Here is a 26,711-nt window from a genome sequence, read left to right on the forward strand (position 1 = left end):
CGATTCTTAGAAAATTGTCTGAAACCCTACAATTGCTAGCTAATTGATTAAATTCAAACCAAATTACCTTCGGAAGGCTGCACCTTACAATTAACATGGTTATTTATTGGCCCAATCAACACTACAATTACAGCAGAGCGGCTAACCGTCTTAAAGCCAGATTGCTTACCTTAGGGGCTGTTGACCTTTGGTGAAGATTTTTACAGCGATTTGGCATTTAAAATCCTAAATAATCAGGATGATAGAATGGTTTTGAAATTATTTGGAAATAAAAAGTCAGAAACCAAGGTCTCTAGTGATATGGAAAAGCAGAGACGATACGAAGCGCTCGTGAGAGCCTGGCACAGAGACCTCTACCGTTATGCATACTGGTTGACGAAAGACCAGCACGTAGCGGAAGATTTGGTGCAGGAAACCTGCCTACGTGCATGGCGCTCGCTTGATAGCCTTCAAGATGACAACGCCGCCAAAGCTTGGCTGATCACCATTCTTAGGCGCGAAAATGCACGCCGTTTCGAGCGTAAACAACTCGAATTGGTAGATATTGATGACCACCAGGTCGCAGACGATGCACGCCCCAGTGAAGAAGCCTCGGTTGAACAGCAATGGCTTCACAAGCAGATCATGCGTCTGTCACCAGAATATCGAGAACCGTTGGTGTTGCAGGTCGTTGCCGGATTTAGCGGTGAAGAGATCGCTGAGATCTTAGACCTAAACAAAAACACTGTTATGACGCGTTTGTTCAGAGCGAGAAACCAATTGAAAGAGTTCATGGACAATCAAACTTCAGGCCAGCGAGGTGCGCTAAATGGATGAGCTCGAATTCCGTCGACGCCTTCTGGCGGACCCACAAGATAAAGACCCTGAGATTCTGGCAGCAAAATCCGAATCGCCTGCCAATCAAAAATTAGCATCAGAGCTGGATCAGCTAGATGCGCTGTTAGATCAAACTCTGCGCGTGGATGTGCCAGATGACTTGGTCGACAAGGTGCTGTTTAAGCAGAGTAGCGATGTCGCTAGAGAAGCGAGAAAACCCCGTTTCCATCTCGCTATTGCGGCTTCTGTTGCTTTCGCATTCGGCATTATGCTTGGTCAGTTTAACTGGCAGGCACTCCCAGTATTGCCTGGACAGGCAAGCCTTGGGCAAATTGCGCTAGAGCATTATTACCATGAAGAAGACTTCACAAATAACGTGTTTGAGGGAGCAACTCTCACACAAGTGAATGCCAAGCTTGCGCCTTTGGGTAAGACATTTAATGGTCAGTTACCTGGTGAAGTGTCTTACATCAATCACTGTAGTTTTGATGATAAGCATGCTGTACACATGGTGATCCAAGGCGAAAGCGGGCAAGATTTCACTGTATTCGTTGTACCGCAGCAGTCTCCAGCAATGGAAAGCTATAGCGATGGCAACATGGAAGCGGTATCCATGCCTGCAGCGAATAACAGTAGTGTAATTGTTGTTGGCAAAGAAGGCTCTGACATCATGCCTGTTGCTGAGCAGCTTAAGTTGCATCTCAACCAAAAAGCCTGATACAAACAATTACATTTATTCAGGGAGCTTATGCTCCCTTTTCTTTTTTATAAATAACAGACACCTAGCAGTTCATGGCGCAGTTACTCTACAGCGTCTCATAACTGGTCAGATTTCCAATTCATTACCTTCACAATAGAATCCGCGCTGCTTAAAAATAAGCAGAAAACACCAGAAAAATTATAAATTTAATCGGATTAATTCACATTATGAATAAGAAGCGTCTGTTTATTCGTTCAGCAGTGGCGATTGCTGTTGCGGCGAGTTCAACGTCAGCACTAGCTGCTGGCTTCCAACTAAATGCTCAATCAGCCACTGGTATTGGCCGCGCCTTTGCTGGTGATGCAGTTATTGCAGATAACGCAGCAGTTATGGCACGCAACCCTGCTGCAATGGCTCTGTTCGATGAGAAAGTATTCTCAATCGGTTTTGAGACCATAACTACTGACATCAAAGTCAGTGATGCAGAGTACTGTGGCCCAGCTTGCGAATTAACCGGTGGTTTGGTTCCTGCTACTTCAGTTGAAGATACTGATGACGTAGGCAGTACATCCATTGCACCAAACATTCACTTCATCATGCCTCTAAACGAAAAGTTCGCAGTAGGTTTAAATGCCTATTCTAACTTCGGTACCAAAACAGAGTTCGGAGATGACTATGTCGCGGCAGAATACGGTGGCTTGACCGACGTGAAAAGTTTCAACCTTGGCCTAGCTGGTTCTTACCGATTGAATGACCAATGGAGCTTTGGTGCTGGCGTCGACGTCATATATGCGGAAGGTACTTTAATTAGGAAGCCAAGTACTCAAGTCACCGGAGCACTGGCTCTCAACCCTCAAACCCGCCCTCTTGCAGGTTTACCTTTGCTGAGTGTTGAAGGCGCAACGGGCATTGAAGTAGGTTTCAATGTAGGTACCGTTTATGAACTAGATGAAAACAATCGCTTTGGTTTCGCTTACCGATACAGCCCTGAATTTGAAGCGGAAGACGACAAGGGACAGAAGATCACTCTTCCACTGCCTGATATCGCTGAATTTTCCGGTTTCCACAAAATTGAAAACACCAAATTCGCCGTCCACTATAGCGTTCAGTACATCGGATGGGGTGACTTTGACAAAATTAGCTTTAGCAACCTGCAAGGCTCTGTTGTCAGTGGTCAGTACGATAAACCATACGAGTGGCAAGATGGCTGGCACTACAGCATTGGTGGTACCTACTACCTAAACAATGACTGGACACTTCGTGCTGGTTATATGTATGACACCAGTGCTCAGGATGAGCTTACATCTATTTCTGTGCCTGACTCAGATCGTCAGTGGTTCTCTACTGGTTTAACTTACAACCTTGATAAGAGCTCAACCATCGACTTTGGCTTTACCTATCTGATGGGTGAAAAAGTTTCAGTAAACGAAAGCACTCCAAACCCACTCAATGGATCTACGCTTTCTTCGGTATCCGCAACAACCCAAGCAAATGCAATCCTGATGGGTCTGCAATACAGCCGTACCTTCTAATTTAGTGAGTGGCTAGTGTATTTTAAGGGGAGCATTCGCTCCCCTTTCTGTTCGCCCAAATTTTACGAATATTAAAAATCCCCTTGTATCACTGAGTATTTCAGCGTACATGAGTACGCTTAATAGGCTAATTCAATAAACACGTGTTCGCCGAAACTCAGCGTACACCTGTTCCAAAATCGACGAATAAAAGCATCTATACCTGCAATACCTTTCATCTACAAAATAAATCTCTAAAAAAGCTGCGGCACTAATTGTCAAAATTGCATATTGGTTTTTGGTCAGTAATCTGTACCGACCCTTAAAATCAAGTAAATACTCTAATGAACAAGAACAAACTCCTTCCGTTGGCAATTGCTGCGGCACTTGGCTCTCTCTCTTCAACGTCAGCAACGGCGGCGGGCTTCCAACTGGCAGAGTATTCTGCGACAGGTCTTGGCCGAGCTTACGCGGGTGAAGCAGCAATGGCGGACAACGCATCTGCCCAGTTCCGCAACCCAGCAATGATGACTTACCTGGACGGCACCCAGGTTTCTACTGGCCTTATATACGTTGATCCAAACGTGGATGTGGAAGGCACCATCACACAAACTGGTGAACATACATCATCTAAAGACTTTGCTGACTCAGCCTTTATTCCAAACTTCTATTTCTCTCATCAATTGAACGAGAAGGTTTACTTGGGTCTGGCACTGAGCTCGAACTTCGGCATGCACACTAAGCTGGATGACAACTTCAAAGGCACCCAGTTTGGTAATGAAGCGTCAGTGATGACCATGGAAATCAATCCAAACATCGCATACAAGATTAACGACCAGTTCTCTGTAGGTGCAGGTGTTCGTTATGTAATGGGCGAAGGAAGCATTGGTGCAAAGAGTTCCGCAGATGCAGCACTCCAAGTCACTCCCAACTTCTCAATTCCTGTACCCAAAGGTACGACTCTAAAATACATGGAAGGTGATGATACTGCTTGGGGTTGGCAAGCTGGTGCTGCGTGGCAGATCAATGAAAACAACCGTTTAGGCTTTAATTATCGCTCTGAAGTGAACCTGAATCTGGAAGGCCATGCGACAGGCTTAGCGTTTGGTACAACTACTGCGCAGTTACCTGGCAGTATGGAACTGACTCTTCCAGCAACCGCAGAGATAGCAAGCTTCCACCAACTGACCGACACAGTTGCCGTGCATGCTAGCATCAACTGGACTGACTGGAGTACCTTCGAAAAGCTGGAAGCAAATATCCCTTCTCTTTCTCAGCCAAACCAACTGGTTAAACAAGAGAACTGGAAAGATAACTATCGCTTCGCTGTTGGTGCCACTTACCAGTTGAATACGAAAACTCAGCTTCGTTCCGGTGTTGCTTATGATACAGCAGCAGTTGATGACGCTAACCGCACCATTACAATTCCAGAAACTGATCGTCTTTGGTTAAGCTTGGGTGCGGGTTACCACTACTCTGATAATCTGACGCTGGACGCTGGTTTCACTTACATCTTTGCAAAAGACGCGGATGTAAAAGAGCCACGTGAAGGAATCAGTTCTGACCTAACCTCCGTACCTTTCGGTGGCACCTTCGAAGGCCAAACCTCTGGCAACGTATGGCTGGCAGGTGTTCAGGCGACTTACCGCTTCTAATTGCTGAGTAGATATTAGATACAAAAATGCCACTCAATCGAGTGGCATTTATTTTTCTATTTTTTAGTAATCGTCGATTTCGTCTAGCAGGTCGTCATCCAGATAACTCTCATCTAGCTCTGGTAAATCAGCCGCCTTACCGCCTCGGGCTTTAAACTCTTTATTCTGAAGGTAAGCATCACGCGCAAACGCGTATGGATCCGGTGAGTTGGTCAGCAAGCTTTCCTGTTGAACCAGGGCAGCTCTGTCTTCCATCCCTTCAAACATCCATTTCAGAATTGACTGCGGAAATGTCAGCAATGACAGTGGTGGATACAACCCATCGACGACATCCCCCGCCCCTTCTCTCAATGTAATAGGGCCGTAGACCGGGAACATAAAGTAAGGCCCTTGCCCAACATCGTAGTAACCCATTGCATCACCAAACTGGCGATCGGCAATTTTAGGGACATTTGCTGCCGAGGCGATGTCGATTAAACCACCAATACCAAACACAGTGTTTAGCCAAAAGCGGTTGAAGTGCGTCAGTGCTGCATCGCCATCAAGCATGACAATACTGTTCACCATGCTAGCGGGCTCTTCGAGGTTACTGAGAAAGTTGGAGATACCGGTTCGTGTCCAGCTTGGCACATAGTTCACGTAAGCCAACGACACGGGTTTCGCCACGTAGGGGTCAAGGTAGTCGTAGTTAACAGTCCACATCGCCCTGTTGAATCCCTCAAAAGGATCGTTAGGATGCGAAATATCGAACTCGGCATTGGTTTCAGCGTCAGCCTGTGACTCTTCCGGGGATTGGGCACAACCACTCAGTAAAACCAGCGCGCCAACTGCCAGAATAAGTTGTTTCCACATTGTTATAATTTGTCCTTTAGGTAAAAAAGAGGCCGGTTAAATACCGACCTTTTGTCATTATTTTGGCAGTATAAAGCACTTACTGCTTTTGGTTAATCACTAACTGTGAACTTCCACCGAGCTCAAACGGTACGGTTTCCCCAAACCAATCACCGTCACGGGTCATTACGTTGCCATCGTTATCGATGCGGGCTTTCACCATCACCTCTGGCAATGAAGACATCAAACGCTCAGGGATCATGCTGTCAGCATCTGTCAATTCGACCTCTACCGGGAAGCGGCTCAGCGGTAAACGCTTCGCTGCAACGGGCATTGGCGCACCATCTGCCGAATGAACCGATACAATTAATACACCTTCGCTTGGTAATTGGACTTGTTCATCCAGCGAAATTGTCACAGAAACGGACTGCCCTTCACCAACACCCATTTGCGCTTCCGCGCGTTGAATGCTGCGCTCCAGCATAGAGATACGTGGATCGTCCGCAGGCAGCAGTTGTTTCATGGTTGACCAAGCAGCCACAGCTTCGTCATAGGCTCCGCGCTCAAAAGCATCAAATGCAAGCAATGAGAACGCTTGGAGGTTGCCATGATCCACTCGAATCACTTCGCGCAACAAGTTGCGCGCTGTATTGCTGTTTTGCTCATCACCAGACAGCATCAGAGACTGCGCATAGCCGAGTTTCACATCGCTGTCGTCAGGCATCAGATTATAGGCTTTTGCCATCGCACCTTCCGCGGTTTGCACATCACGGTTAGCCAAACCAATTCTACCCAGAAGTAACCACCCCATCGCGTCATCAGGCGTCTGTTGAAGCTTTGTGCGAAGGGACAATGTTAGATCAGCCATTTCCTGATCTGTCATCGGCTCATTGGTATCTGCCATCAAGCGACGGGAAAGTTCAGGCAAACGAGATGCTGTCTCCTGCCAGGAAACCACTTCACGATAGTTGCCCATGGTGCTGTATAGACCATAGCTCATCGCAATCATAATAAGAATGCCTGGTACCAAGACGACAAAAGGGACCTTGCTTTGTGTCGCTGATTTTTCACTGGCTGGAATGTCATCCAACAGCGACTGCTTGAGTTCTACCGCCAATTCGTTCTGGTTCTCTACCAGACCTTCCTCGGCTTCTTCATTAAGCTCTTCCATACGATCACGGAAAAACGCTTTGTTCAATTCATCACGGCTCGCCGCTTCGTCCTGTTCCTTACCGCGGTAAATCGGCAAAATAAATAAGCCAACAGAGACCACCATCATTAAGGCTGTGATCAGCCAGAACCACATTTCAGTCATCCGTTGTTATCCTTATTCTTATTATCTGCAGACTCTTCATTCAACAGCGCGTCCAGGCGCGCTTGCTCTTCGATGTCGAGTTCAGCTTTTGCGGTTTTCACTTTAGGCTTGCGGCTGCGCATTACCAAAACGGTAAAGCCAATCACAACAAACAATGCTGGGCCAGCCCAAAGAATCAATGTCGACGCCGTTAGTGGCGGGTTGTAAGTCACGAAGTTTCCGTAGCGTGCAACCATATAGTCCACAATCTCATCTTCGTTCTTACCTTGCTTGAGCATTTCATAGACCTTCAAACGAAGGTCCTGAGCCAGGCCTGCATTCGAGTCAGCGATGTTGTTATTCTGACACTTAGGACAGCGCAACTCTTTACCCAACTTTTTAAAGGCTTCTTCCTGCTCAGGCGTATCAAACTCATACACTTCAATGGCCGCTGAGACAGAAAACGCTGCGCTCGCAGCCAGCATGATTGCTAACAGAAAACGTTTCATCAGCCTTTTGCCTCCGCCAGCATTTGCTCATACATTGGGCCCAGCTTGTCATTCCAGTTACGATCATTCACATCACCGACGTGACGGTAGCGAATCACACCATTGGCATCGATAAGAAAAGTCTCTGGCGCGCCATACACACCAAGATCCAAGCCCAACATACCGTTACCATCAAACAGGCTGATCAAGTACGGGTTACCCAACTGGTTCAGCCAGCCGATCGCTTTTACACGGTCGTCTTTGTAGTTCAGGCCAATAATTTTTACGCCATTTGCCGCCAACTCATTCAGGTAAGTGTGCTCTGCATAACAAGTAGGACACCAAGTTGCCCACACGTTCAAAAGCAGAGGTTCGCCTTTGAAAATGTCCTGATCGTAAAGCTTGCCAGCTTGCGCCAGATCTTCGAGACGAAACTCAGGCACAGGTTTACCTACAAGGACAGATTCAAGCTTGGTTGGGTCATCACCTTCGGCGTTTTTACCCAACTGCACAAAGAAAACACCAACCAGCACCATAAAGAGTGCAAATGGAATAAAGAGCAAAGGTTTGTTCACCTTTAAGCCTCCTTCACTGGCTCAGCAGAGACTTCTGATTGAGCTTTCTTACGGAAACGGTAGCGCTTGTCAGAGATCGCCAACAATCCACCCAGTGACATCACCAAAGAGCCGAACCAAATCCAACGCACAAATGGTTTGTAGTAGATACGCACTGCCCAAGACCCATCGTCCAAACGTTCACCCATTGCCACATAGAGGTCACGGGTAATACCGCGGTCAATCGCCGCTTCGGTCATCATGGAGCGCTGAACCGTGTAGAAACGTTTCTCAGCATGCAGTGTGTTCACGCGCTTATCGCCACGGTAAATGTCAAAGTCCGCGATATAACCATCGTAGTTCGGACCATCTTTGTCACGAAGACCAGCGAAGTGGAAATCATAACCTTGCAGTTCAATGCGATCGCCTGGTGCCATTTTCACGTCGCGCTCAATGTCATAGTTCTGAACCATTGCAATGCCAAGCACGGTAATTGCCAGACCGATATGACCAAGCACCATCGCCCAATGGCTTCGACCCAGCTTACCGAGACCGGTGACCAAGTCATGACGATGAGTCGCACGCTGATACACTTCAATGCAAGACAGAGTGATGACCCAGAGACCCATCACAGCACCCAACGCCGCCAGCGGCATAAAGACATCAGCAAAGATCCAAACCAGTGCAACGCCAAGAACCACAGAAACTACGCCACTAAACAGCAGTTCTTTTTTCACGTTCTTCAGGTTGTCTCGCTTCCAGCGGATCAGCGGACCAATACCAAGAAGGAAGGCAAACGGCACAGACAGCCAAGTGAACAGAAGGTTGAAGAATGGTTCACCAATGGAAACCGACCCCAGACCAAGCTGTTTGTGAACCAATGGCAACAATGTACCAAGCAGGACAACAACCAGTGCAGCAACCAAAAGAATGTTGTTCGCCAACAGGACGTTCTCACGGGAGACCAGCTCGAAGTTACCACGCACACGGACTTCTGATGCACGCAATGCATAAAGCAACAGCGACCCACCAATAACCACCACTAGGAATCCAAGAATAAACAGGCCGCGGCTTGGATCAGAGGCGAAAGCATGTACTGAAACCAGTACACCAGAACGTACCAGGAAGGTGCCTAACAAACTTAATGAGAATGCAGACAATGCCAACAATACAGTCCATGCTTTGAACGTGCCGCGTTTTTCCGTCACTGCCAATGAGTGCATTAACGCGGTACCCGCAAGCCAAGGCATAAAAGAGGCGTTTTCTACTGGATCCCAGAACCACCAGCCGCCCCAGCCAAGTTCGTAGTAAGCCCACCAAGATCCCAGTGCGATACCCAGCGTCAGGAATACCCAAGCTGCAGTCGTCCAAGGACGTGACCAACGTGCCCACGCCGTATCAAGACGACCCGCCATCAAAGAGGCGATTGCAAAGGCAAATGCCACAGAGAAACCCACATAACCCATGTAAAGCATCGGCGGGTGAACAATCAGCCCCGGATCCTGAAGAAGCGGGTTGAGGTCACGACCATCAACTGGGAAATAAGGCAGTGTGCGCTCAAACGGGTTCGAAGTCAGAATGATGAACAGCAGGAAGCCGACACCAATCATGCCCATCACTGCCAATACGCGGGAGACAGACTCCAGCGGCATACCACGGCTGAAAATGGCAACGGCCAGTGTCCAACCAGCCTGGATAAGCACCCAAAGTAGCAACGAGCCTTCGTGTGCGCCCCAGACTGCCGTCAGACGGTAGTACCACGGCAAGGCACTGTTTGAGTTACTCGCCACGTAAGTGACCGTAAAGTCGTTAACGTAAAATGCCCAGCTCAATGCGATGAAAGACATCAATAGCATCAGGAACATGCCGATAGCCAATGGACGCGCGGAGCGCATCATGGCCTGGTTTCCGACGTGAGCCCCCCAAAGAGGGTAAATGCTCAGAAGGACGGAAAAACCAAGAGAGATAATAAGGGCGAAGTGCCCTAATTCAGCAATCATTAGTAGCTACCCTGTTTTTGCTGCTCGGTGTACTCAAGCGGTTTATGTCCCTTGTTCATCGCTTCTGCGATTTCAGGTGGCATATATTCTTCATCGTGCTTCGCCAAAACTTCGCTTGCGAACACGGTGCGTTCATCAACCAGCACACCCTGTGCAACAATTCCCTGACCTTCACGGAAAAGATCTGGCAGAATGCCTTCAAATTCAACGGTGACTTCTGGGCCAATATCTGCCACGCGGAAACTCACTTTCAAAGATTCCGGGTCGCGCTCAACCGAGTCACTCACCACCATGCCACCAATACGCAGACGTTGACCCACCTCTGGTTTGGTGCCATCCGGCTTACCATTAACCAGCTCAGTTGGTGTGTAGAACAAGTCCATGTTTTGGTTCAATGCGTAAAGCACCAATCCAATCGTCGCGCCTACACCAAACACCAGGGCGAGAGCCAGCCCCAGTCGTTTCTTGCGTCTCGGGTTCATAGTGTGTTCTCCATTTTTTGGGCATTCTTAATGCGTTGCTCTCGGGCAACTTTGTTCTTAATTTCTTTAAACAATTTGCGACGGGCGAAGTGAGCCGCCAGTGCTACCCAAGCCAGTGCAATGAAAGTGATCGCGAAAGCGCCCCAGACGTATCCGGCGTAGCCGCCCATCGCTAGAAACTCAGAGAAAGAATCGAAATGCATGATTTATCCCCTTTCAACCAGCTCACGGACCCAAGGGCGGTGTGCTTCACGTTGTAGTATTTTGTTTTTCAATCCCATCAGCGATACAGCGCCGAAGAACAGAGCAAAGCCAAGGATATTCAGAAGCAGTGGCCACAGCATCTCTGGTGCAATGGAAGGTTTCGCAAATTTGGTGATAGTTGCGCCCTGATGCAGCGTATTCCACCACTCAACAGAGAAGTGAATGATAGGCAGGTTAATGACACCTACAATCGCCAAAATACCGGCTGCGCGACCGGCAGTGCGATCATCGTCAAAGGCGTTATATAGGGCAATCACGCCAAGGTACAGGAAAAGCAGAATCAACTCAGAAGTCAGGCGCGCATCCCACACCCACCAAGCACCCCACATAGGCTTACCCCATATTGCACCAGTCACCAAAGCGATAAAGGTGAATACTGCACCAACTGGTGCCATCGCAGCGGCTGCCCAGTCCGAAGTTTTGATTTGCCAAACCAAGCCGATAAATGCTGCAATCGCCATCGACATGTATGCGCCCATTGACCAGATGGCCGCAGGAACATGAATGTAGATGATTCGGAAACTGTCCCCTTGTTGGTAGTCTGACGGCGCAAATGCCAGTCCCCAAACGGTACCGGTGATCAGTGACAGTACTGCCAATACCGCAAACCACGGCAACAGCGTGTTACACAGTTGGTAGGTTGCCTCGGGCTTGGCATATGGATGAAGCCATTTCCACATTGCAAATATCGCTCTCAGTTAATATGAAGGGTCTGCTGACCCTATTAATAATTAGTATTATTGGACGCTCACCCGTAGGGCCGCAGACACGGCAAACGGAGAAAGCGTGGCCGAACCTGCCAGCATTGCGCCCATGATGGCAAGCTGACCGTTAATTGGAAATCCTCCAGCGGCCATATCAATCGCAGATGTCGCGAAGATAAGAACCGGAATAAACAACGGAAGGACTAAAAGGCTTAGCAGCGCGCCACCTTTTCGTAGACCTACCGTCAGCGCTACACCTATCGCGCCAAGAAAGCTCAATGTTGGCGTGCCAAGTAACAAGGTGAGCACCACCGCTTTATATGCTTCCCAGTCTAATGACAGTAATACCGCTAGAAGCGGACTTATGATCAAAAGTGGTAAGCCAGTCAGTAACCAGTGCGCAATAATTTTCGCAAACACCAGAACTGATAAAGGTTCTGGCATCAATAACATCTGCTCAAGTGAGCCATCCATAAAATCATCGCGGAACAGTCTGTCTAACGACAAGACTGCCGCTAACAGAGCAGCTACCCAGATAATACCGGGTGCGATTTCTGCCAGGAGATTCGGCCCGGGACCAACGCCCAATGGAAACAACGTGATGACGATGATGAAAAACCATAGCGGGTTCAGCATGTCGGACTGACGGCGAAACGCGACGAGAAGCTCTCGGCGGATCATGTGAAACATAGCAGATCCCATTACGCCCCCAACCTGATCCGACGCAACAATGGGTTGCCTTCGAACATATCTTGATGGGTTGTAAACAACACCATGCCTCCATCATTTACATGCTGTTCAAAAAGGTTCTCTAATACCTTCACGCCCTGTTTATCAATCGCTGTAAGCGGCTCATCCAAAATCCAGAGTTTGGATTGGCTAATCCAAAGTCGTGCTAAGGCTACCCGGCGATTTTGACCTGCAGATAGTTGAGCAGCCGGTACATCTTCACGACCCGCCAAACCCACTCTGGCAAGGGCTTCCCAAAGTCTCTCTTCATTCTCTTCACCATGCATACGCTGGTAAAACGCCAAATTTTCAAACGCGGTCATTTCACGCTTTACACCCGTGCTATGACCTAGAAACAGTAGATTGCTATAAAACTCTTCACGGGCTTTATTGACCAATTCTCCATCCCAGAGTACATCCCCAGACTCTGCCAGCCCTAGCCCGGCAATGATCCGTAAGAGTGTGGTTTTACCTGCGCCGTTTGGACCTTCAATTTGGACAAGATCACCGGATGACAACGTAAAACTGAGATCTTCAAACAGCACCCTTTCATCACGGATACTGCTGAGCTCGCGCACTTCCAACATGAGAAATTAGCTTTCCCGATAAAGTTATGAAAAATTTGCCCGATAATACCATAGAGGCGTTTAAAGTCGTTAGCCGCGAGGTCTCGCTAATGTCACTCAAGCAATCAAATCCTACTGATTGATGAGGTCTGGGTATATGCGCTAAGCGTTAATAATTGTGAGTAAATATGAAAATCGACAATATCAATCACATCAATACATTAACGCAGGAAACATTCAAAAATGTTCCAGTAAAAAGCTTGCTCGAAATGGGTAAGCCACTCCAACCATCCGGCCACACAGGCAGCCTGGGTAACGGCCAGCGTTCACAGCTTTCCCAGTTACTCGCCCTTATGCCACTTTATTCCCTGTTGCAAACAACCAAGTCGGACGCAAAAACACTCGCCCCTGTTGTCATCGCTCTTCTAAAGCAACTCACCATGCCCAGCGATAGCAAACAGGCTGCCAAATGGCTAGCCGAGCAACAGGCTGATAAAGGGTTGCTGGAAGCATTACGTCAAGCAACAGCTGCGGCAGGTGAACAAGACGGTGCAGGAAAACTTAAGTCATTACTCATGTTGATGGCTGAACAGCGCATCAACGAGCAAACCAAGCCTGGTGACTACCACTGGCTGTTCCCGTTCAGGGACAACAACCTTTCTCCGGTGCACATCAACGTCGAGAAAAAGACCGGAAGGAAAAAGAAAAAGTTGCGCTGGTGCGTCACGCTTAACCTGACTCTAGCCAAAAACCGTCACCTCACTGCGACAGCAGAACTTGAGGACAATTCCCTTTCTCTCAGCTTTTCCACCGATGCTGATGGCTTACGAAATCAGATAGAGACTGCAATGCCCAAACTGGAGGAAAAACTTGCCCAGCATCATATTGCACTGGAGCGATGTGAGATCAACACCTTAGAGAGCGTGCAGACAGAAACCATTTCGTCAGGAGTGAATATTCAGGTATGAAGAAAGCTAAAAGCGCAGTGGCGCTTAAATACGATGGTGTTAATGCGCCAAAGGTCTCTGCCAAAGGCTACGATGTGTTGGCCGAAAAGCTCATCGAAGAAATGGAGAAGAACGGCGGACTCATTCATAGTGACGAAGCCCTGATGAATTGGTTGGCTGCATTAGAAGTGGGTGACGAAATCCCTGAACAACTCTATTTGGTGATCGCAGAGTTGATTGCTTTTGCCTGGTACTTAGACGGAAAAACCCCGCCCGGTTGGGAGGGGTCAATGGTCAACAAAACGGTCTAATGTTTTAGGTATCAGATTAGCGCGTCATACGCTGCTTTCGGATATTCAGAAGAAGCTCTGCTTCTGCTTTCGGCAGGTCACATTCTTCCATCAACTCCCGAAGATCCGCCCCAAGCTCTACCATCTTACTGGCACGGCTGTATAGGCGACCATCTGGGTCCTGCATTTCCATCTCGTTTTGCTTATCGAGCAACTCATCAAAGCGCTGCGACAGTTCCGCAAGCTTTTGGCTCATGCCAATGGAGCCCGCACGCAATTCGTTGAATTGCTTAGACAGGCTCTCTTGTTGCTGACGGGCATTTTTATAAAGTAGCTCCATGGCTTGGAATTTCGCCTCCAAACTCTGGCGGGCTTTCTTTTCCCGTCTTAGCATCAGCAAGGCAACCACCGCAACGCTCAATGAAACGCCCAGTGGTAACCATTGCAACACAAGGTCGAGCATTACAGCATTGCCATCTCTGACCACTCTTCATCAGAGAGCAGTTTGTTCAGATCAACCAAGATCAGCAAGTGACCATTACGGTTGCTGACACCCTGGATAAACTTGGCGCTTTCATCGGTACCCACACTTGGTGTAGTGTCAATTTCAGATGTCTTGAGGTAAACGACCTCAGCCACACTGTCGACCATAATACCAATGACCTGAGATTCCGCTTCAATCACGATCACTCGGGTGTTGTCAGACACTTCACCTTGGGCAAGGCCGAAACGTGAACGGGTGTCGATAACTGTCACTACGTTACCGCGAAGGTTGATGATGCCAAGAACATAGTCTGGCGCACCTGGTACCGGCGCGATTTCGGTGTAGCGCAATACTTCCCGAACCTGCATAACGTTAATGCCGTAGGTTTCGTCTTCCAGCTGGAAAGTCACCCACTGCAAGACTTCGTCATTCACGTTTTCTTTTTGAACTTCAGCTACCTGAGACATTTATTTTCCTCTTTTCGTGCTGTGCTGCGTCACTTACGCCAACGCATTGGCATCAATACCCTGATTCAGCATGGCAATCAGCGCTTCGACGTGGATCAAGGCGCACATTTTTTCTTTGACTAATCCGGCCAACCAAGGCCGTTTGCCAGCTTGTTCGCGCCATCGCACTTGTTCACCATTGAGTGACTCTGTCCCGAGGAGGGCATCACAAGCCAAGCCCCATTTACTGTCACCCAAGATCACAATATAACTATAGTCATCGCGATGGCTGTTATCCGCTATTTTTTCCGGCATCACCCATTTGGCAGTATCTACTACATCCAACTGCTGATCCCGTTCAGTCTGGAGGCCCAGATACCAGTCCGGCCTTCCTATCAAGTGATTGCAATCTTCGAGTTTATGAATCCCGCCCAACTCAGCCAGGGGAACGGCGTATGTCACGCCAAACGACTCAAAGAACAACACCTGAAACGCATACTCAGAAGCAATGTTTTGCCAAGGTGGCGCAATGTCTTCATCAGCCTGAGTTTCTGGCTCACTAGCGGTTTCAGTCTCTGTATCGACAGAATCGGTCACTTCTTCAGTAACAGTTTCCTCAATTGCGACCTCAACCTCAGGCTCGGCAACAACTTCCGCCTCTACAGCTTCTTCCACCATTGCTTGAACATCGGTTTCCACAATGGTTTCAACGACTGGCTCCACGACCGCTTCTACCTCAACGGTAGTCTCGACGTCAGTTTCTACAGCCGCTTCGACATCAACCGCAGCTTCTGTGACGGTCTCAGTCTCTAAGACAGTTTCGGTTTCTACCTCAACCTCTATGTCTGTTTCTGTCTCAGTCAGCGCTTCAGTATAGGTTTCAACAGCCTGTTCACTGTTAACGATCACTTCCGTATCTGTCGATTCCTCGACTTCTACTTCCATGTCTTCATCAAGCTTGAGCTGACTAAGCAGTTTCTCTACCGAAGACAAGTCACGTTTGTCTTTGGTCAGCGTCGCGCCGCTGAATTTTTCAACCGGTTCCATCACCACTGGCTGAGGTTTCAGCGCAACACTGTCCTCTTCGGCCTGTGGCGTCACATCCGTGTCATGCTGCTGAGAAAAGTAATCTTCTTCCAACAGTGCATCAAAATAGTCATCCAGCGCCTGAACACTGGATAAGGCACGGCTATCTTTCATCCTGTTCAAGTCGCTCCAGATAAGAGAGCAGCGTTTTGTAGGCAAACACGCCGCGACAGTTTTTTGCGTAATACGATGGCGGCATGTGCTTTAAACTTGCATCGCGGAATTTTGTATCGATTGGCACTGCTGACGTCCAAATCTGATCCGGGTAACGCACCTTGAGCTCTTGAAGCGTTTCAAGAGATGCACGGGTACGTTTGTCGTACATGGTTGGGACAATACAAACTTTGAACGCTGATGCCCGGGACTTTTGCATGATCTGCAACGTGCGCACCATGCGTTCAAGGCCTTTCATCGCCAGAAATTCCGTTTGAACCGGGATAAGAATGCGATTGCTTGCTGCCAACGCGTTAACCATCATGACACCTAGAATAGGTGGACAATCAATTAAGGCGTAATCGTATTCTTCTTCAAGACATGCCAGCGTTTTCTTCAGCATCAAGCCCATACCACCGCGGTTGCCCATGGCACGATCGAGCGTCGCCAGTGACATGTGCGATGGGAGAATATCAAGATTTTTGTATTCGGTATTGAGGATCAGCGGTTTAACCGTATCACGGTTGATAGCCTGCAATTGGAACAGATCGAACAAGGTACGGGGCAACTGCTCCGAATCGTAATTCAGATAGGTTGTCAGCGACGCATGCGGATCGGTGTCGATCAGCAAGACTCGCTTGTTCTTTTCACTGAGAAGCCCAGCGAGGGTAATGGTGGTGGTGGTTTTCCCCACACCCCCTTTCTGGTTTGCAATGCTCCAGACTATCACAGCCGCTCCTTAAACGAGGTTGAGCTCAACGAGAATACGCTCGGTGATGCGGTCCAACGGCAAGTCTTCGGTTGATATTCCCGCTTTAGCAACAGCTTGCGGCATACCGTAAACAACACAGCTATCTTCGTCCTGTGCCCATACCGTTGAACCTTGTTGTTTCAACAATCTTGCACCGTCTCGGCCATCTGCGCCCATTCCTGTCAATACCATCGACAACACTTTGTCGTTGTAGACTTTGGCTGCAGAGCCGAAGGTTACATCCACGCACGGCTTGTAATTCATACGATCGCCGCCGTCAATAATTTTCACACGAGCAGCCCCCGGGCGTCCATCGATCATCATCTGCATACCACCTGGTGCCAAATATGCGGTACCCGGTTGCAGAGGATCACCGTCTTGCGCTTCTTTTACTGATATTTTGCATAGACCATTGAGACGCTGTGCAAAAGCAGCAGTAAAAGTAGACGGCATATGCTGGATGAGCACGATAGGCAATGGGAAGTTCGCCGGCAGTCCACTCAGCACTTTTTGCAGCGCAACTGGCCCACCGGTTGAGGTCCCAATCGCAACGAGCTGATAGCGTTTTCCGCTTGCTTTGAAACGTGCTGGCGATGATGCAGGTCTCACCGCTGGTGCAGCAGGTGCACCGCCCGTCGATGGACGGACTGGCGCACGCGCTGTCGGTGCGGCAGCGGTTGCTGGTGCAGCAGTTGCAGGCCGAGCAGCCGGTGCGGGTCTGCGCATGAACGCGCGCTTACGAGCAATTTCGCTCACGCGCTGTTGCAGCAGACTGACCGCTTCATCACGGTTACGTGCGATGTCTTCGAATTTCTTTGGCAGGAAGTCGAGCGCCCCTGCATCCAACGCATCTAACGTGGCTTTTGCCCCGTCATGCGTTAACGAAGAAAACATCAGAATCGGCGTAGGATTATTCTGCATGATCTCACGAACTGCAGTAATACCGTCCATCACAGGCATTTCGATGTCCATGGTAATGACATCAGGTTTTAGCTGTGCTGCCTTTTCAACTGCGTCTTTCCCGTTAACTGCACAGTCGATGACTTGAAGGCGAGGATCCCCGTTAATAATTTCACTAACACGGCGGCGGAAAAAACTTGAATCGTCCACCACCAAAACTTTCACTGCCATGTCGTTCCTTATGATTTTATCGACCAGCGTATCGCTTGAGCAGATTCGGCACGTCAAGAATCAATGCAATGTGGCCATCACTGGTGATGGTTGCACCCGCCATACCTGGCGTACCTTGCAACAACTCGTCCAGTGGTTTGATTACCACTTCTTCTTGACCAATCAACGAATCAACCACGAATGCGACTGGCTGGTGTCCCATCTGGATGATGACCACGTGGCCAGTCTCTCGATTCGTCGAGCGACTTGGGCACAGCCAATCCTGCAGATAGAACAGCGGAATTGCTTTTTCCCGGACGATAAGCGTGAGCTGACCATCAACGGTGTTTGTCTTCGACAAATCCAAGCTGATAATTTCGTTTACGTTCGACAATGGGAACGCAAATGGATTATTACCAATACCCACCATCAGCGTCGGCAGAATTGCCAGTGTCAAAGGCACTTTGATAGAGATAATGGTGCCGCGGCCCAATTCTGAGTCGATAGAAATCGTACCGTTCAGTTGGGTAATCGCCGTTTTCACCACGTCCATGCCCACACCACGGCCAGAGATATCTGAAATCTCGGTTTTGGTAGAGAAACCCGCCGCGAAGATCAAGTTGTAGGCTTCAGTGTCGCTTAGACGTGCTGCGGCATCGGCATCCATTACGCCACGCTCTACCGCGATAGAACGCAATTTCTCTGCATCCATACCGCCACCATCATCTTCGATGGTCAGCAGAATGTGGTCACCTTCCTGCGAAGCAGCAAGGGTGATGGTACCTGTGCGCGGTTTGCCTTTTTCCTCACGGACATCCGGCATTTCAATGCCGTGGTCAACCGAGTTTCGTACCAAGTGAACCATTGGGTCCGCAAGTGCCTCAACCAGGTTTTTATCCAAGTCGGTTTCTTCACCGCGCATTTCGAGCACGATGTCTTTTTTCAAGCTTCGTGCAAGGTCACGTACAACGCGTGGGAAGCGACCAAACACCTTCTTAATTGGCTGCATACGCGTTTGCATGACAGCGCCTTGAAGGTCAGCAGTGACAACATCAAGGTTGGTCACCGCTTTCGCCATGTTTTCGTCGTCGCTGCTCGCACCCAAGCTCACCAGACGGTTACGCACCAGTACCAGCTCACCCACCATATTCATGATGGTGTCTAGGGTAGAGGTGTTAACACGTACAGTTTGTTCAACCTGAGGTGCTGGTGGCTTTTTGTCGTCAGCTTTTGCTGGCGGCTTAGCAGCCGGCGCAGGCGGTTTCGCTGCCGCAGGCTCAGCTTTAGGAGCTGGCGCTGGTGCAGGTTTTGGCTCTGCTTTTGGTGGAGGCGGAGGTGGTGCTGAAGCAGCAGGCGCGGCACCACTCGCAATTGGACTCTTACCTTTGCCGTGTAAATCGTCCAAAAGCTTTTCAAACTCGTCGTCAGTGATTTCATCACTGGCAGGGCTTTCTACAGACGCATTTTGTGGTGGTGGTGTTGCGGCTTCCGCAGCTCCACCAGCCAGTGGACCTTTGCCTGAGCCGTGCAGATCGTCCAACAGTTTTTCAAACTCGTCATCTGTGATGTCATCACCACCGCCTGCGGCACCTGCATCTGCGGCAGGTGCAGGCGCGCTTCCGCCCGCTTGTGGTCCTTTGCCCGAACCATGCAGCTCATCCAGAAGACGGTCAAATTCGTCATCTGTAATTTCATCAACAGAATCACCAGCAATCGCTTCGCCGCCTTCAGCAGGCGCCTCAGCAACGACTTCTGGTTCTGGTTCCGGCTCGGGTTCTGGCGCAGGTGCAGCCGCTTCTACCGCTTCATCTTCTGAAGCAGGACGACTGTATCTGTGGAGTGCTTCAATGAGTGCAGGATCGGCCGCGGGCACCGGTTCGCGCTCTTGCACACAAGCAAACTGCTCGTTAACGGTATCCAACGACTGGAGGATGGTGTCCATCACTTCCGGCGTTAATTCACGTCCGCCATTACGCAGATTATCAAAGATGTTTTCTGCACCGTGGCAGGTTTCAACCAGCTCGGTGAGCGACAGGAAGCCTGCACCACCTTTGACGGTATGGAAACCACGGAATATTGCATTGAGCAGGTCTCTATCATCTGGTGATTTTTCCAGGTCGACCAATTGCTCGGACAACAACTCCAAAATCTCACCGGCTTCAATTAAGAAGTCCTGGAGGATTTCTTCATCCATTTCAAAACTCATAACGCACCCCTAAAAGCCCAGGCTGGAAAGCAGATCATCGACGTCATCCTGACTTTGCATCACTTGTTTCTCTTGACGCTCTTTCTCGGAGACGACCGGACCTTCAGCCACAATGCCAGATTGCTGTTGTTCTGCTTCTGTTTCTGGTTCTTTCTGATCGTCATCCAAACCAAAAGCGGTAAGGATTTCAACCAGTTGTTTTTCTACTTCCTGCACCAATTCAATGACACGACGGATAACCTGTCCGGTTAAGTCCTGGAAATCTTGTGCCATGAGGATTTCGGTCAATTGACCGTGGAGCTTGGTGGTGTCCCCTTCAACCTGTGTCAATAAACCATCGAGTTGGTGACACAAGTCCTTGAAGCTCGTTATATCAATCCGCCCCCCCATGAGGTTATTCCACTGCGGACGAACCTGAGCAAGGCATTCTTGTAGGTTGTCGGCGATTGGAAGGGTAGCTTCCACTGCATCCATGGTACGGTTCGCAGCCAGTTCCGTTTTTTCCATCACAAAGTTCAGGCGATCTTTTGCATCTGGGATCTCGCTGGTAGCCAGATCGCTGACGCGTGGATCTAAACGGAAATTGGACAACGAGTCATGAAGTTGTCGGGTCAGTTTTCCTACCTCATTGAAGAGCGGATTGCGCACGTCACTGGCCAGCTTAGCCAGTAATTCGTTCGCGCCGTCCTGATTCCCTTCTTCAAGCAAACTGACCAATTCTTTAGCTTGGTCGAGAGTTATCATCGTCTAAATAATCCTTCACTGCGCGAAGAAGAAAATCACATGCGCTCGAAAATCTTATCCAGCTTTTCTTTGAGCGTTGCGGCAGTAAACGGCTTAACGATATAACCATTCACACCAGCCTGAGCAGCTTCAACGATTTGCTCACGCTTGGCTTCTGCGGTGATCATCAGAACTGGCAGATGCTTGAGCTCATCATCAGCACGGATGTTCTTCAGCAGATCGATACCTTGCATGCCCGGCATGTTCCAGTCAGTAACGACGAAATCAATACCGCCTTTCTTGAGGATTGGCAGTGCTGTCAGGCCGTCATCTGCTTCAACAGTGTTGTTGAAACCCAGATCTCGAAGGAGGTTTTTAACGATACGGCGCATTGTTGAAAAATCATCAACAACGAGGATTTTCATATTTGTGTTCAAAGTGGCCTCCAGTGAGGTTCCTTATTATTGTAGAAACTTACTTTGACCAAGCGGAAAGCTTGGTCCGTAACCGCTGCATTGCCTGATTTTGTATCTGGCAAACCCGGGATTCACTAACCCCGATAATGGCCCCTATCTCCTTGAGGTTGAGTTCCTCGTCGTAATAGAGAGAGAGTACCAAAGCTTCTCTTTCAGGGAGTCCGCGGATGGCGTTCGCTAAGTGCGATTTAAAGCTGTCCCCGGCTACCTCCTCAAAGGGAAGGTTTTCGTCACGATGACTTTCTGTCACGAAAGCATCTTCTGAAACGCCTAAGTCATCGATACCAATCAGTCTTCCTGCGTTGATGTCGTTTTGAGCTTGGTAATACTGATCCAGGCTCATACCCAGACGTTTCGCAATTTCTTTGTCGTTGGGGTCTCGCCCCAACTCGCCTTCCAGCTGTGAAATCACTTCGCTGATTTGGCGGTTATTCTTATGAACCGAGCGAGGTACCCAGTCGCCTTTGCGGATGTCATCCAGCATGGCGCCACGAATTCGGATACCGGCATAGGTTTCAAAACTCGCTCCTTTTGTGGAGTCGTAGTTCTGTTGCGCTTCAAGCAAGCCAATCATGCCTGCCTGAATAAGATCTTCAACCTGCACATTTGGGGGCAAACGGGCTATCAGGTGATGTGCAATGCGCTTTACCAATGTGGCGTATTGCTCAAACACCGTTTCCGTTGATGCTCCTGTCCTGCTGTAGGTGAGCGCCCTATTCACTGAGGTAATCCCCCGCTGCCTCGTCTCGAACCAGCAGTCGCTCAACAAAAAACTCCAAGTGTCCGCCCGGGTTGCGCGGTACAGGCCATGTTAGGGCCTTGTTAGCCAGCGCATTCAGTGCAAGCGCGGCCGGAGACTTTGGAAATGCATCAATCACTACGCGTTGCTTCTTCACCGATTGACGCACATGCTCATCTAATGGAACACATGCTACTAATTCTAGATTAGCATTTAAAAATCTTTCTGTTACACGAGTTAATTTTGTAAATAAGTCTCGGCCTTCGCGATAACTGCGCACCATATTGGCAACGACTTTGAATCGGGTAACGCCGTGTTCTCGGCTTAACAGCTTGATCAGAGCGTAAGCGTCCGTAATGGAAGTCGGCTCATCACACACCACAATCAGTACGTCCTGCGCGGCACGTGAGAAGCTCAACACCATGTCGGAAATACCGGCTGCAGTATCCACCAGCAGTACATCGACGTCTTCTTCAAGTGTACCAAACGCCCTGATAAGACCTGCGTGTTGAGCCATACTCAACTCAGTCATCCCGCGCATGCCCGAAGACGCTGGTATGATCTTCATACCGTGCGGACCTTCGACAATGATGTCTTTAAGGTCGCATACGCCCTGCATAACATGGCTAAGGTTTTTACCTACACGCAAACCCAACAGAACATCGACATTGGCCAGTCCCAAGTCCGCATCCAACACCATCACTTTTTTGCCTTGTTTGGCCATGGCTGCAGCCATACCCAAAGTGATATTGGTTTTACCGACGCCGCCTTTACCACCCGTGACGGTTATGACTTTGGTGCGAGTCGGGTTTGTCAGGCGGCGGAGGCCGCTTGCTTGATCATGCATGGTTGTCTCAATCATAAAAGTCCGCCGCATTCGACTCTGGTACATCATGACTCCAGAAATGGTTTTGCTGCTCTGAATCTTGATCCATCAGTTCACTCGCCTTGTTAACCAGGTATCTCCCACTTGCCTGGCGAATGTCCTCGGGTACACGCTGGCCATCAGCCAGATAGGTAACCGGAAGGGCGTTTTCTATGGTCACACTCAATAATTCCCCCAGACTGAGGGATTCGTCCAACTTCGTCAGCACGCACCCTGAGAGGGGAATGCGTCGGAAGTGATCAATGGTCTCCTGCAGCACGCGACGCTGTGAGGTCGCTGGCAATACAAGGAGGCTTCGGATATGTGAACCACTGTTTTTGATAAGGGTATCAAGTTGTTCTGAAAGCCTAAGATCTCGCTGGCCCATGCCTGCGGTATCCAACAGGATCAGTCGACGGTGACGTAACTGATACAGTATATCGGCCAGTTCATCCGCATCTTTAGCAACTTTTACGGGGCAACCTAAAATTCTGCCATAGGTTGCCAGTTGCTCATGCGCGCCGATACGGAAGGTATCTGTCGTCACAAGAGCAATTTCTTCAGGGCCGAAGTCCATTGCTGCCCTGGCTGCTAACTTCGCAATAGTCGTTGTTTTACCGACACCGGTAGGACCAAGCAGTGCAATCACACCGCCCGACTCCAGCAGGTTTTCACTGGTGGTAATGACTTGATCTGCCACTAAGTCCAGTAACTCCGACCACGCTTCATTCGGTGGGGTATCTTCAGGAATGTAACCAGCCAGTTGGTCAGCCAGAACCGGGGAGATACCCATTTTTTCAAGTCGTTTGATCAGCATGGCACGCAGAGGCTCTTTACGCTCTACTTCCTGCCACATCAAACCGGAAAGTTGGTGCTCAAGCAGGCTGCGAATCGTCGCCATTTCTTTGCGCATCGCTTCGATTTCTTCGTTGCCTTGGCGTGCTGGCTGTCGATGAGGCTCGCTACGCAACTCAAAGCGATCATCACGACCCGGAGCACGGCGGTCTTGCTCGTCACGTTTTTGACGATACAGGCGGTCAAGCTCCTGACCTTTAGCCTGTTGCTGCGAGCGTGAGAAACCGTTGTTACCGTTATTGGTTGCGCCATTGCGATTGCCATTGCTCTGACCGTTTTGCCCGTTATGACCATTTGGGCGACGGGCTGGTGCAGCACTGTAAGTGTTTTCGCTTTGACGGGTGCGGGCGTCATTTTGACGTGCTAACAGCGCACTCAGCGAATCAGCTTCTTTCTGAGGCTCATCGGAAGTGTTGTTTTCCGGCAACTGGGATTGATAACGGTCAAGCAAGCTTGAGAACTTGCTACCGAGTGCTCCACCCAGTGGTTTTCTGGCTGCCTCTTTGTTGATGTCACGGCGCAGGTGCACAGTGTCGTCAGCCAGTCGGCGTGTTTGTTGAGCGCGGTCCATGTTTTGCGCCATCTGCGTTCTCGCCGCTTCCTTGCGCACATCACGGGTTGGTGCGTCAGTATCTACTGCCGCCACGATTTCGACACCGCCAGTCACTTTTTTGTTGGACATGATGACAGCGTCTGCGCCGAGTGCTTCTTTCACTTCGGCTAGCGCTGTTCGCATGTCTTTGGCAAAAAATCGTTTAATCTTCAAAATCGTCGTCCTGAGTTACTGATGTCGCAACATCAGTTGCCAACCGCTCTTACAATTCTTATTTGTTTTTCATCCGGCACTTCCTGATAAGACAGGACCCGCAGCGACGGAATAGTATTTTTTACAAACTTGGCCAGTGTTGAACGAAGTACCCCTGAAGTCAGCAGGACTGCTGGTTCACCTTGCAGTTCCTGATGCTGGGTCGCTTCTGACAGACTCTGTTGTAGCCTTTCTGCCAGCCCCGGTTCGATACCGGTCGATTCGCCACCTGACGCTTGCATAGTTTTATGCAATATCTGTTCCAGTTCAGGAACCAAAGTGATAACAGGCAATTCTGGCTCTACCCCATTGATTTCTTGAACAATCAGGCGTCTGAGCGAAATTCGTACAGCGGCAGTGAGAATGTCGGGATCTTGACTCTTCGGCGCGTACTCAGAGAGTGTCTGTATAATAGTCCGTACATCACGAATAGGAATCGCTTCATTGAGAAGGTTCTGCATCACTTTCACCACAGAGCCCAGTGAAATGAGATCAGGAATCAGACCTTCCACCAATCGAGGTGACTGCTTAGCCAGCATATCTATGAGGTTCTGTGCTTCTTCATGGCCAAGCAAGCGTTCTGCATTGTTGGTCAGCATCTGGCTCAAATGGGTTGCCAATACCGTCGCGGAATCAACCACCGTATAGCCAAGTGCCTGGGCATGTTCACGCTGTGACTTCTCAATCCACACCGCTTCCAGACCAAATGCCGGGTCAACCGTGCCTTCCCCATCTACTGGGCCAAACACCTGACCTGGGTTAATTGCCAGTTCTTTGTCAGGACGGATATCCGCCTCGCCGACCGCTACCCCCATCAAAGTGATGCGATAGCTGTTTGGTGGCAATTCCAAGTTGTCACGGATATGAACCGGTGGGATAAGAAAACCAAAGTCTTGTGATAGCTTCTTACGCACACCTTTCACGCGGTCAAGCAGCTCACCACCCTGGTCGCGGTCAACCATTGGAATAAGGCGATAGCCGACTTCGAGACCAATCACATCTACAGGCTGCACATCATCCCAAGACAGTTCTTTCGGCTTCGGCGGAGCCACTTCTTTGGCTGGTGCTTCTTCAGCTTCTTTCTTGGCTTTAGCCTGCTCTTTGGTTTTCCAATAAGCGAAGCCACCGCAAACAAGCGCCAGCGTCAAAAATGGAATGTGTGGCATACCCGGAACAATACCCATTACGGTCAAGATACCCGTCGCGATAATGAGTGCGCGTGGGTTGTCCACGAGTTGGAAGACCAGCTGCTGACCCATGTCTTCGTCAGTGTTCTGACGGGTCACCATGATGGCAGCGCCAATCGATAGCAAGAGCGACGGGATCTGTGCCACCAGACCGTCACCGATAGTCAGCAGGGTGTATATCTCAATGGCATCTGAAAAGCTGACGTCGTGCTGAATCATACCGATGGAAAGACCACCGATAATGTTAATCGCCAGAATCAAAATACCGGCGATGGCGTCACCTTTAACGAATTTTGATGCACCGTCCATCGAACCATAGAAGTCCGCTTCTTTGGTGACTTCCTGACGGCGGGTACGCGCTTGATCCTGATTAATCAGACCTGCGTTCAAATCCGCATCGATAGCCATCTGTTTTCCTGGCAAGGCATCAAGGGTAAAGCGTGCACTTACTTCAGAAATACGGCCCGCACCTTTGGTGACAACCATGAAGTTGATGATCATCAGGATAAGGAACACCACCAGACCAACCGCATAGTTACCACCGATCACCACTGAGCCAAAAGCATCAATCACCTGACCGGCTGCGCCCGGACCTTCATGACCATGAAGCAGCACTACACGGGTAGAAGCAACGTTCAGCGCCAGACGCATCAAGGTCGCAATCAGCAACACCGTTGGGAATGCCGCGAAATCCAGCGGTCTACGGGTGTAAACGGTAACCAGCAGCACGACCAAAGAAAGGGCAATGTTAAAGGAGAACATCAGGTCGAGCAGCAATGGTGGCATCGGCAGCACGACCATCGCAAGGGTTGAGAGTACGAGGAGCGGCGCACCAATCGCAGGGAATGCAGACCCTCGCTTGAATGGAATTTTGTCCTGTACCTTGTCGTAGAACGGCAAAGAAAGCTTCATGTGTCGTTATATGTTCTTCTGGGCTTAATCACTAAGTCCTCAGAAGCAAAAAACGAACCAGTTTTACAATACTTATTAATCA

28 protein-coding genes are annotated in these 26,711 nt (G+C 49.5%); 6 read left to right on the top strand and 22 right to left on the bottom strand.

What is annotated here, in order from left to right:
• Positions 1-246 precede the first annotated feature (246 nt).
• The 4 genes from GCE9029_RS09590 to GCE9029_RS09605 all read left to right on the top strand — a co-directional run bounded on the left by GCE9029_RS09590 (position 247) and on the right by GCE9029_RS09605 (position 4,682).
• Complete coding sequence (locus GCE9029_RS09590; RefSeq protein ID WP_002537816.1) at positions 247-816, top strand: sigma-70 family RNA polymerase sigma factor; 570 nt, start codon at positions 247-249, stop codon at positions 814-816.
• Positions 809-1,534 (top strand): DUF3379 family protein, encoded by a 726-nt coding sequence (locus GCE9029_RS09595; RefSeq protein ID WP_062662956.1) that lies wholly within the window; start codon positions 809-811, stop codon positions 1,532-1,534. The genes GCE9029_RS09590 and GCE9029_RS09595 overlap by 8 nt, the downstream gene beginning before the upstream one ends.
• Positions 1,535-1,743: 209 nt before the next feature.
• Complete coding sequence (locus tag GCE9029_RS09600; RefSeq protein ID WP_062662957.1) at positions 1,744-3,048, top strand: outer membrane protein transport protein; 1,305 nt, start codon at positions 1,744-1,746, stop codon at positions 3,046-3,048.
• Positions 3,049-3,371: 323 nt separating this feature from the next.
• A complete protein-coding gene (locus GCE9029_RS09605; protein ID WP_062662958.1) occupies positions 3,372-4,682 on the top strand; it encodes an outer membrane protein transport protein in 1,311 nt (436 codons plus the stop codon).
• A 63-nt stretch (positions 4,683-4,745) separates the two neighbouring features.
• Here GCE9029_RS09605 and GCE9029_RS09610 read toward each other — a convergent pair whose 3' ends face one another.
• The 10 genes from GCE9029_RS09610 to ccmA form a co-directional block, all read right to left on the bottom strand.
• Positions 4,746-5,534 (bottom strand): MlaA family lipoprotein, encoded by a 789-nt coding sequence (locus GCE9029_RS09610; protein ID WP_062662959.1) that lies wholly within the window; start codon positions 5,532-5,534, stop codon positions 4,746-4,748.
• 79 nt (positions 5,535-5,613) lie between these two features.
• Positions 5,614-6,828, bottom strand: a complete 1,215-nt coding sequence (gene ccmI, locus GCE9029_RS09615; RefSeq protein WP_062662960.1) for a c-type cytochrome biogenesis protein CcmI — start codon at positions 6,826-6,828, stop codon at positions 5,614-5,616.
• Positions 6,825-7,316: a cytochrome c-type biogenesis protein gene (locus GCE9029_RS09620; RefSeq protein ID WP_062662961.1), complete on the bottom strand. Its 492-nt coding sequence runs from the start codon at positions 7,314-7,316 to the stop codon at positions 6,825-6,827. Before GCE9029_RS09620 ends, ccmI begins: the two co-directional genes overlap by 4 nt.
• Positions 7,316-7,870 carry a DsbE family thiol:disulfide interchange protein gene (locus tag GCE9029_RS09625; RefSeq protein WP_062662962.1) on the bottom strand — a complete coding sequence of 185 codons (555 nt, stop codon included), beginning with the start codon at positions 7,868-7,870 and terminating at the stop codon, positions 7,316-7,318. The genes GCE9029_RS09620 and GCE9029_RS09625 overlap by 1 nt, the downstream gene beginning before the upstream one ends.
• A 2-nt stretch (positions 7,871-7,872) precedes the next feature.
• Positions 7,873-9,849: a heme lyase CcmF/NrfE family subunit gene (locus tag GCE9029_RS09630; protein ID WP_062662963.1), complete on the bottom strand. Its 1,977-nt coding sequence runs from the start codon at positions 9,847-9,849 to the stop codon at positions 7,873-7,875.
• Positions 9,849-10,331 (bottom strand): cytochrome c maturation protein CcmE, encoded by a 483-nt coding sequence (gene ccmE / locus GCE9029_RS09635; RefSeq protein WP_062662964.1) that lies wholly within the window; start codon positions 10,329-10,331, stop codon positions 9,849-9,851. The genes GCE9029_RS09630 and ccmE overlap by 1 nt, the downstream gene beginning before the upstream one ends.
• Positions 10,328-10,534 (bottom strand): heme exporter protein CcmD, encoded by a 207-nt coding sequence (gene ccmD / locus GCE9029_RS09640; protein ID WP_062662965.1) that lies wholly within the window; start codon positions 10,532-10,534, stop codon positions 10,328-10,330. The genes ccmE and ccmD overlap by 4 nt, the downstream gene beginning before the upstream one ends.
• 3 nt (positions 10,535-10,537) lie before the next feature.
• On the bottom strand, positions 10,538-11,275 hold the full coding sequence (locus GCE9029_RS09645; RefSeq protein ID WP_062662966.1) for a heme ABC transporter permease: 738 nt from the start codon (positions 11,273-11,275) through the stop codon (positions 10,538-10,540).
• A 57-nt stretch (positions 11,276-11,332) separates the two neighbouring features.
• Positions 11,333-12,001: a heme exporter protein CcmB gene (gene ccmB, locus GCE9029_RS09650; protein ID WP_062662967.1), complete on the bottom strand. Its 669-nt coding sequence runs from the start codon at positions 11,999-12,001 to the stop codon at positions 11,333-11,335.
• Positions 12,001-12,615, bottom strand: a complete 615-nt coding sequence (gene ccmA / locus GCE9029_RS09655; protein WP_062662968.1) for a cytochrome c biogenesis heme-transporting ATPase CcmA — start codon at positions 12,613-12,615, stop codon at positions 12,001-12,003. Before ccmA ends, ccmB begins: the two co-directional genes overlap by 1 nt.
• A gap of 167 nt (positions 12,616-12,782) precedes the next feature.
• Here ccmA and GCE9029_RS09660 point away from each other — a divergent pair, with 167 nt between their 5' ends.
• Both GCE9029_RS09660 and GCE9029_RS09665 read left to right on the top strand, forming a co-directional pair.
• Positions 12,783-13,562 carry a flagellar hook-length control protein FliK gene (locus tag GCE9029_RS09660; protein ID WP_062662969.1) on the top strand — a complete coding sequence of 260 codons (780 nt, stop codon included), beginning with the start codon at positions 12,783-12,785 and terminating at the stop codon, positions 13,560-13,562.
• On the top strand, positions 13,559-13,852 hold the full coding sequence (locus GCE9029_RS09665) for an EscU/YscU/HrcU family type III secretion system export apparatus switch protein (RefSeq protein ID WP_062662970.1): 294 nt from the start codon (positions 13,559-13,561) through the stop codon (positions 13,850-13,852). Before GCE9029_RS09660 ends, GCE9029_RS09665 begins: the two co-directional genes overlap by 4 nt.
• A gap of 16 nt (positions 13,853-13,868) precedes the next feature.
• Here GCE9029_RS09665 and GCE9029_RS09670 read toward each other — a convergent pair whose 3' ends face one another.
• Genes GCE9029_RS09670 through flhA form a run of 12 tightly spaced genes read right to left on the bottom strand, consistent with a single transcriptional unit; the run spans position 13,869 to position 26,629 of the window.
• Positions 13,869-14,294 carry a DUF2802 domain-containing protein gene (locus GCE9029_RS09670; RefSeq protein WP_062662971.1) on the bottom strand — a complete coding sequence of 142 codons (426 nt, stop codon included), beginning with the start codon at positions 14,292-14,294 and terminating at the stop codon, positions 13,869-13,871.
• Positions 14,294-14,782 (bottom strand): chemotaxis protein CheW, encoded by a 489-nt coding sequence (locus GCE9029_RS09675; protein WP_002537841.1) that lies wholly within the window; start codon positions 14,780-14,782, stop codon positions 14,294-14,296. The genes GCE9029_RS09670 and GCE9029_RS09675 overlap by 1 nt, the downstream gene beginning before the upstream one ends.
• Before the next feature lie 33 nt (positions 14,783-14,815).
• The gene (locus GCE9029_RS09680; RefSeq protein WP_062662972.1) at positions 14,816-15,961 is read right to left on the bottom strand and encodes a chemotaxis protein CheW; all 1,146 of its coding nucleotides are present in this window, start codon (positions 15,959-15,961) and stop codon (positions 14,816-14,818) included.
• Positions 15,951-16,730: a ParA family protein gene (locus tag GCE9029_RS09685; protein ID WP_062662973.1), complete on the bottom strand. Its 780-nt coding sequence runs from the start codon at positions 16,728-16,730 to the stop codon at positions 15,951-15,953. The genes GCE9029_RS09680 and GCE9029_RS09685 overlap by 11 nt, the downstream gene beginning before the upstream one ends.
• Positions 16,731-16,739: 9 nt before the next feature.
• A complete protein-coding gene (locus GCE9029_RS09690; protein ID WP_062662974.1) occupies positions 16,740-17,882 on the bottom strand; it encodes a protein-glutamate methylesterase/protein-glutamine glutaminase in 1,143 nt (380 codons plus the stop codon).
• A 16-nt stretch (positions 17,883-17,898) separates the two neighbouring features.
• Entirely contained in the window at positions 17,899-20,067 is a 2,169-nt protein-coding gene (locus GCE9029_RS09695; protein WP_062662975.1) for a chemotaxis protein CheA, read from the bottom strand.
• 9 nt (positions 20,068-20,076) lie between these two features.
• Entirely contained in the window at positions 20,077-20,811 is a 735-nt protein-coding gene (locus GCE9029_RS09700) for a protein phosphatase CheZ (protein WP_062662976.1), read from the bottom strand.
• A gap of 35 nt (positions 20,812-20,846) precedes the next feature.
• Complete coding sequence (gene cheY / locus GCE9029_RS09705; RefSeq protein WP_002537850.1) at positions 20,847-21,215, bottom strand: chemotaxis response regulator CheY; 369 nt, start codon at positions 21,213-21,215, stop codon at positions 20,847-20,849.
• 49 nt (positions 21,216-21,264) lie between these two features.
• Positions 21,265-21,987: an RNA polymerase sigma factor FliA gene (locus GCE9029_RS09710; protein ID WP_062662977.1), complete on the bottom strand. Its 723-nt coding sequence runs from the start codon at positions 21,985-21,987 to the stop codon at positions 21,265-21,267.
• Positions 21,980-22,867 (bottom strand): MinD/ParA family protein, encoded by an 888-nt coding sequence (locus GCE9029_RS09715; protein WP_062662978.1) that lies wholly within the window; start codon positions 22,865-22,867, stop codon positions 21,980-21,982. Before GCE9029_RS09715 ends, GCE9029_RS09710 begins: the two co-directional genes overlap by 8 nt.
• Positions 22,860-24,491 (bottom strand): flagellar biosynthesis GTPase FlhF, encoded by a 1,632-nt coding sequence (flhF, locus tag GCE9029_RS09720; RefSeq protein ID WP_062662979.1) that lies wholly within the window; start codon positions 24,489-24,491, stop codon positions 22,860-22,862. Before flhF ends, GCE9029_RS09715 begins: the two co-directional genes overlap by 8 nt.
• A gap of 32 nt (positions 24,492-24,523) precedes the next feature.
• Complete coding sequence (gene flhA, locus GCE9029_RS09725) at positions 24,524-26,629, bottom strand: flagellar biosynthesis protein FlhA (RefSeq protein ID WP_062662980.1); 2,106 nt, start codon at positions 26,627-26,629, stop codon at positions 24,524-24,526.
• Positions 26,630-26,711: the final 82 nt, after the last annotated feature.

It is taken from the genome of Grimontia celer (genome assembly GCF_900055185.1).
In the GTDB taxonomy this organism is placed as follows: domain Bacteria; phylum Pseudomonadota; class Gammaproteobacteria; order Enterobacterales; family Vibrionaceae; genus Enterovibrio; species Enterovibrio celer.

Bases quoted from the DNA above. Each gene is read 5' to 3' on its own strand.
- GCE9029_RS09590 (WP_002537816.1), top strand. From the start codon at position 247: ATGGTTTTGAAATTATTTGGAAATAAAAAGTCAGAAACCAAGGTCTCT.
- GCE9029_RS09595 (WP_062662956.1), top strand. From the start codon at position 809: ATGGATGAGCTCGAATTCCGTCGACGCCTTCTGGCGGACCCACAAGAT.
- GCE9029_RS09600 (WP_062662957.1), top strand. From the start codon at position 1,744: ATGAATAAGAAGCGTCTGTTTATTCGTTCAGCAGTGGCGATTGCTGTT.
- GCE9029_RS09605 (WP_062662958.1), top strand. From the start codon at position 3,372: ATGAACAAGAACAAACTCCTTCCGTTGGCAATTGCTGCGGCACTTGGC.
- GCE9029_RS09610 (WP_062662959.1), bottom strand. From the start codon at position 5,534: ATGTGGAAACAACTTATTCTGGCAGTTGGCGCGCTGGTTTTACTGAGT.
- ccmI (WP_062662960.1), bottom strand. From the start codon at position 6,828: ATGACTGAAATGTGGTTCTGGCTGATCACAGCCTTAATGATGGTGGTC.
- GCE9029_RS09620 (WP_062662961.1), bottom strand. From the start codon at position 7,316: ATGAAACGTTTTCTGTTAGCAATCATGCTGGCTGCGAGCGCAGCGTTT.
- GCE9029_RS09630 (WP_062662963.1), bottom strand. From the start codon at position 9,849: ATGATTGCTGAATTAGGGCACTTCGCCCTTATTATCTCTCTTGGTTTT.
- ccmE (WP_062662964.1), bottom strand. From the start codon at position 10,331: ATGAACCCGAGACGCAAGAAACGACTGGGGCTGGCTCTCGCCCTGGTG.
- ccmD (WP_062662965.1), bottom strand. From the start codon at position 10,534: ATGCATTTCGATTCTTTCTCTGAGTTTCTAGCGATGGGCGGCTACGCC.
- GCE9029_RS09645 (WP_062662966.1), bottom strand. From the start codon at position 11,275: ATGTGGAAATGGCTTCATCCATATGCCAAGCCCGAGGCAACCTACCAA.
- ccmB (WP_062662967.1), bottom strand. From the start codon at position 12,001: ATGGGATCTGCTATGTTTCACATGATCCGCCGAGAGCTTCTCGTCGCG.
- ccmA (WP_062662968.1), bottom strand. From the start codon at position 12,615: ATGTTGGAAGTGCGCGAGCTCAGCAGTATCCGTGATGAAAGGGTGCTG.
- GCE9029_RS09660 (WP_062662969.1), top strand. From the start codon at position 12,783: ATGAAAATCGACAATATCAATCACATCAATACATTAACGCAGGAAACA.
- GCE9029_RS09665 (WP_062662970.1), top strand. From the start codon at position 13,559: ATGAAGAAAGCTAAAAGCGCAGTGGCGCTTAAATACGATGGTGTTAAT.
- GCE9029_RS09670 (WP_062662971.1), bottom strand. From the start codon at position 14,294: ATGCTCGACCTTGTGTTGCAATGGTTACCACTGGGCGTTTCATTGAGC.
- GCE9029_RS09675 (WP_002537841.1), bottom strand. From the start codon at position 14,782: ATGTCTCAGGTAGCTGAAGTTCAAAAAGAAAACGTGAATGACGAAGTC.
- GCE9029_RS09680 (WP_062662972.1), bottom strand. From the start codon at position 15,961: ATGAAAGATAGCCGTGCCTTATCCAGTGTTCAGGCGCTGGATGACTAT.
- GCE9029_RS09690 (WP_062662974.1), bottom strand. From the start codon at position 17,882: ATGGCAGTGAAAGTTTTGGTGGTGGACGATTCAAGTTTTTTCCGCCGC.
- GCE9029_RS09695 (WP_062662975.1), bottom strand. From the start codon at position 20,067: ATGAGTTTTGAAATGGATGAAGAAATCCTCCAGGACTTCTTAATTGAA.
- GCE9029_RS09700 (WP_062662976.1), bottom strand. From the start codon at position 20,811: ATGATAACTCTCGACCAAGCTAAAGAATTGGTCAGTTTGCTTGAAGAA.
- cheY (WP_002537850.1), bottom strand. From the start codon at position 21,215: ATGAAAATCCTCGTTGTTGATGATTTTTCAACAATGCGCCGTATCGTT.
- GCE9029_RS09715 (WP_062662978.1), bottom strand. From the start codon at position 22,867: ATGATTGAGACAACCATGCATGATCAAGCAAGCGGCCTCCGCCGCCTG.
- flhA (WP_062662980.1), bottom strand. From the start codon at position 26,629: ATGAAGCTTTCTTTGCCGTTCTACGACAAGGTACAGGACAAAATTCCA.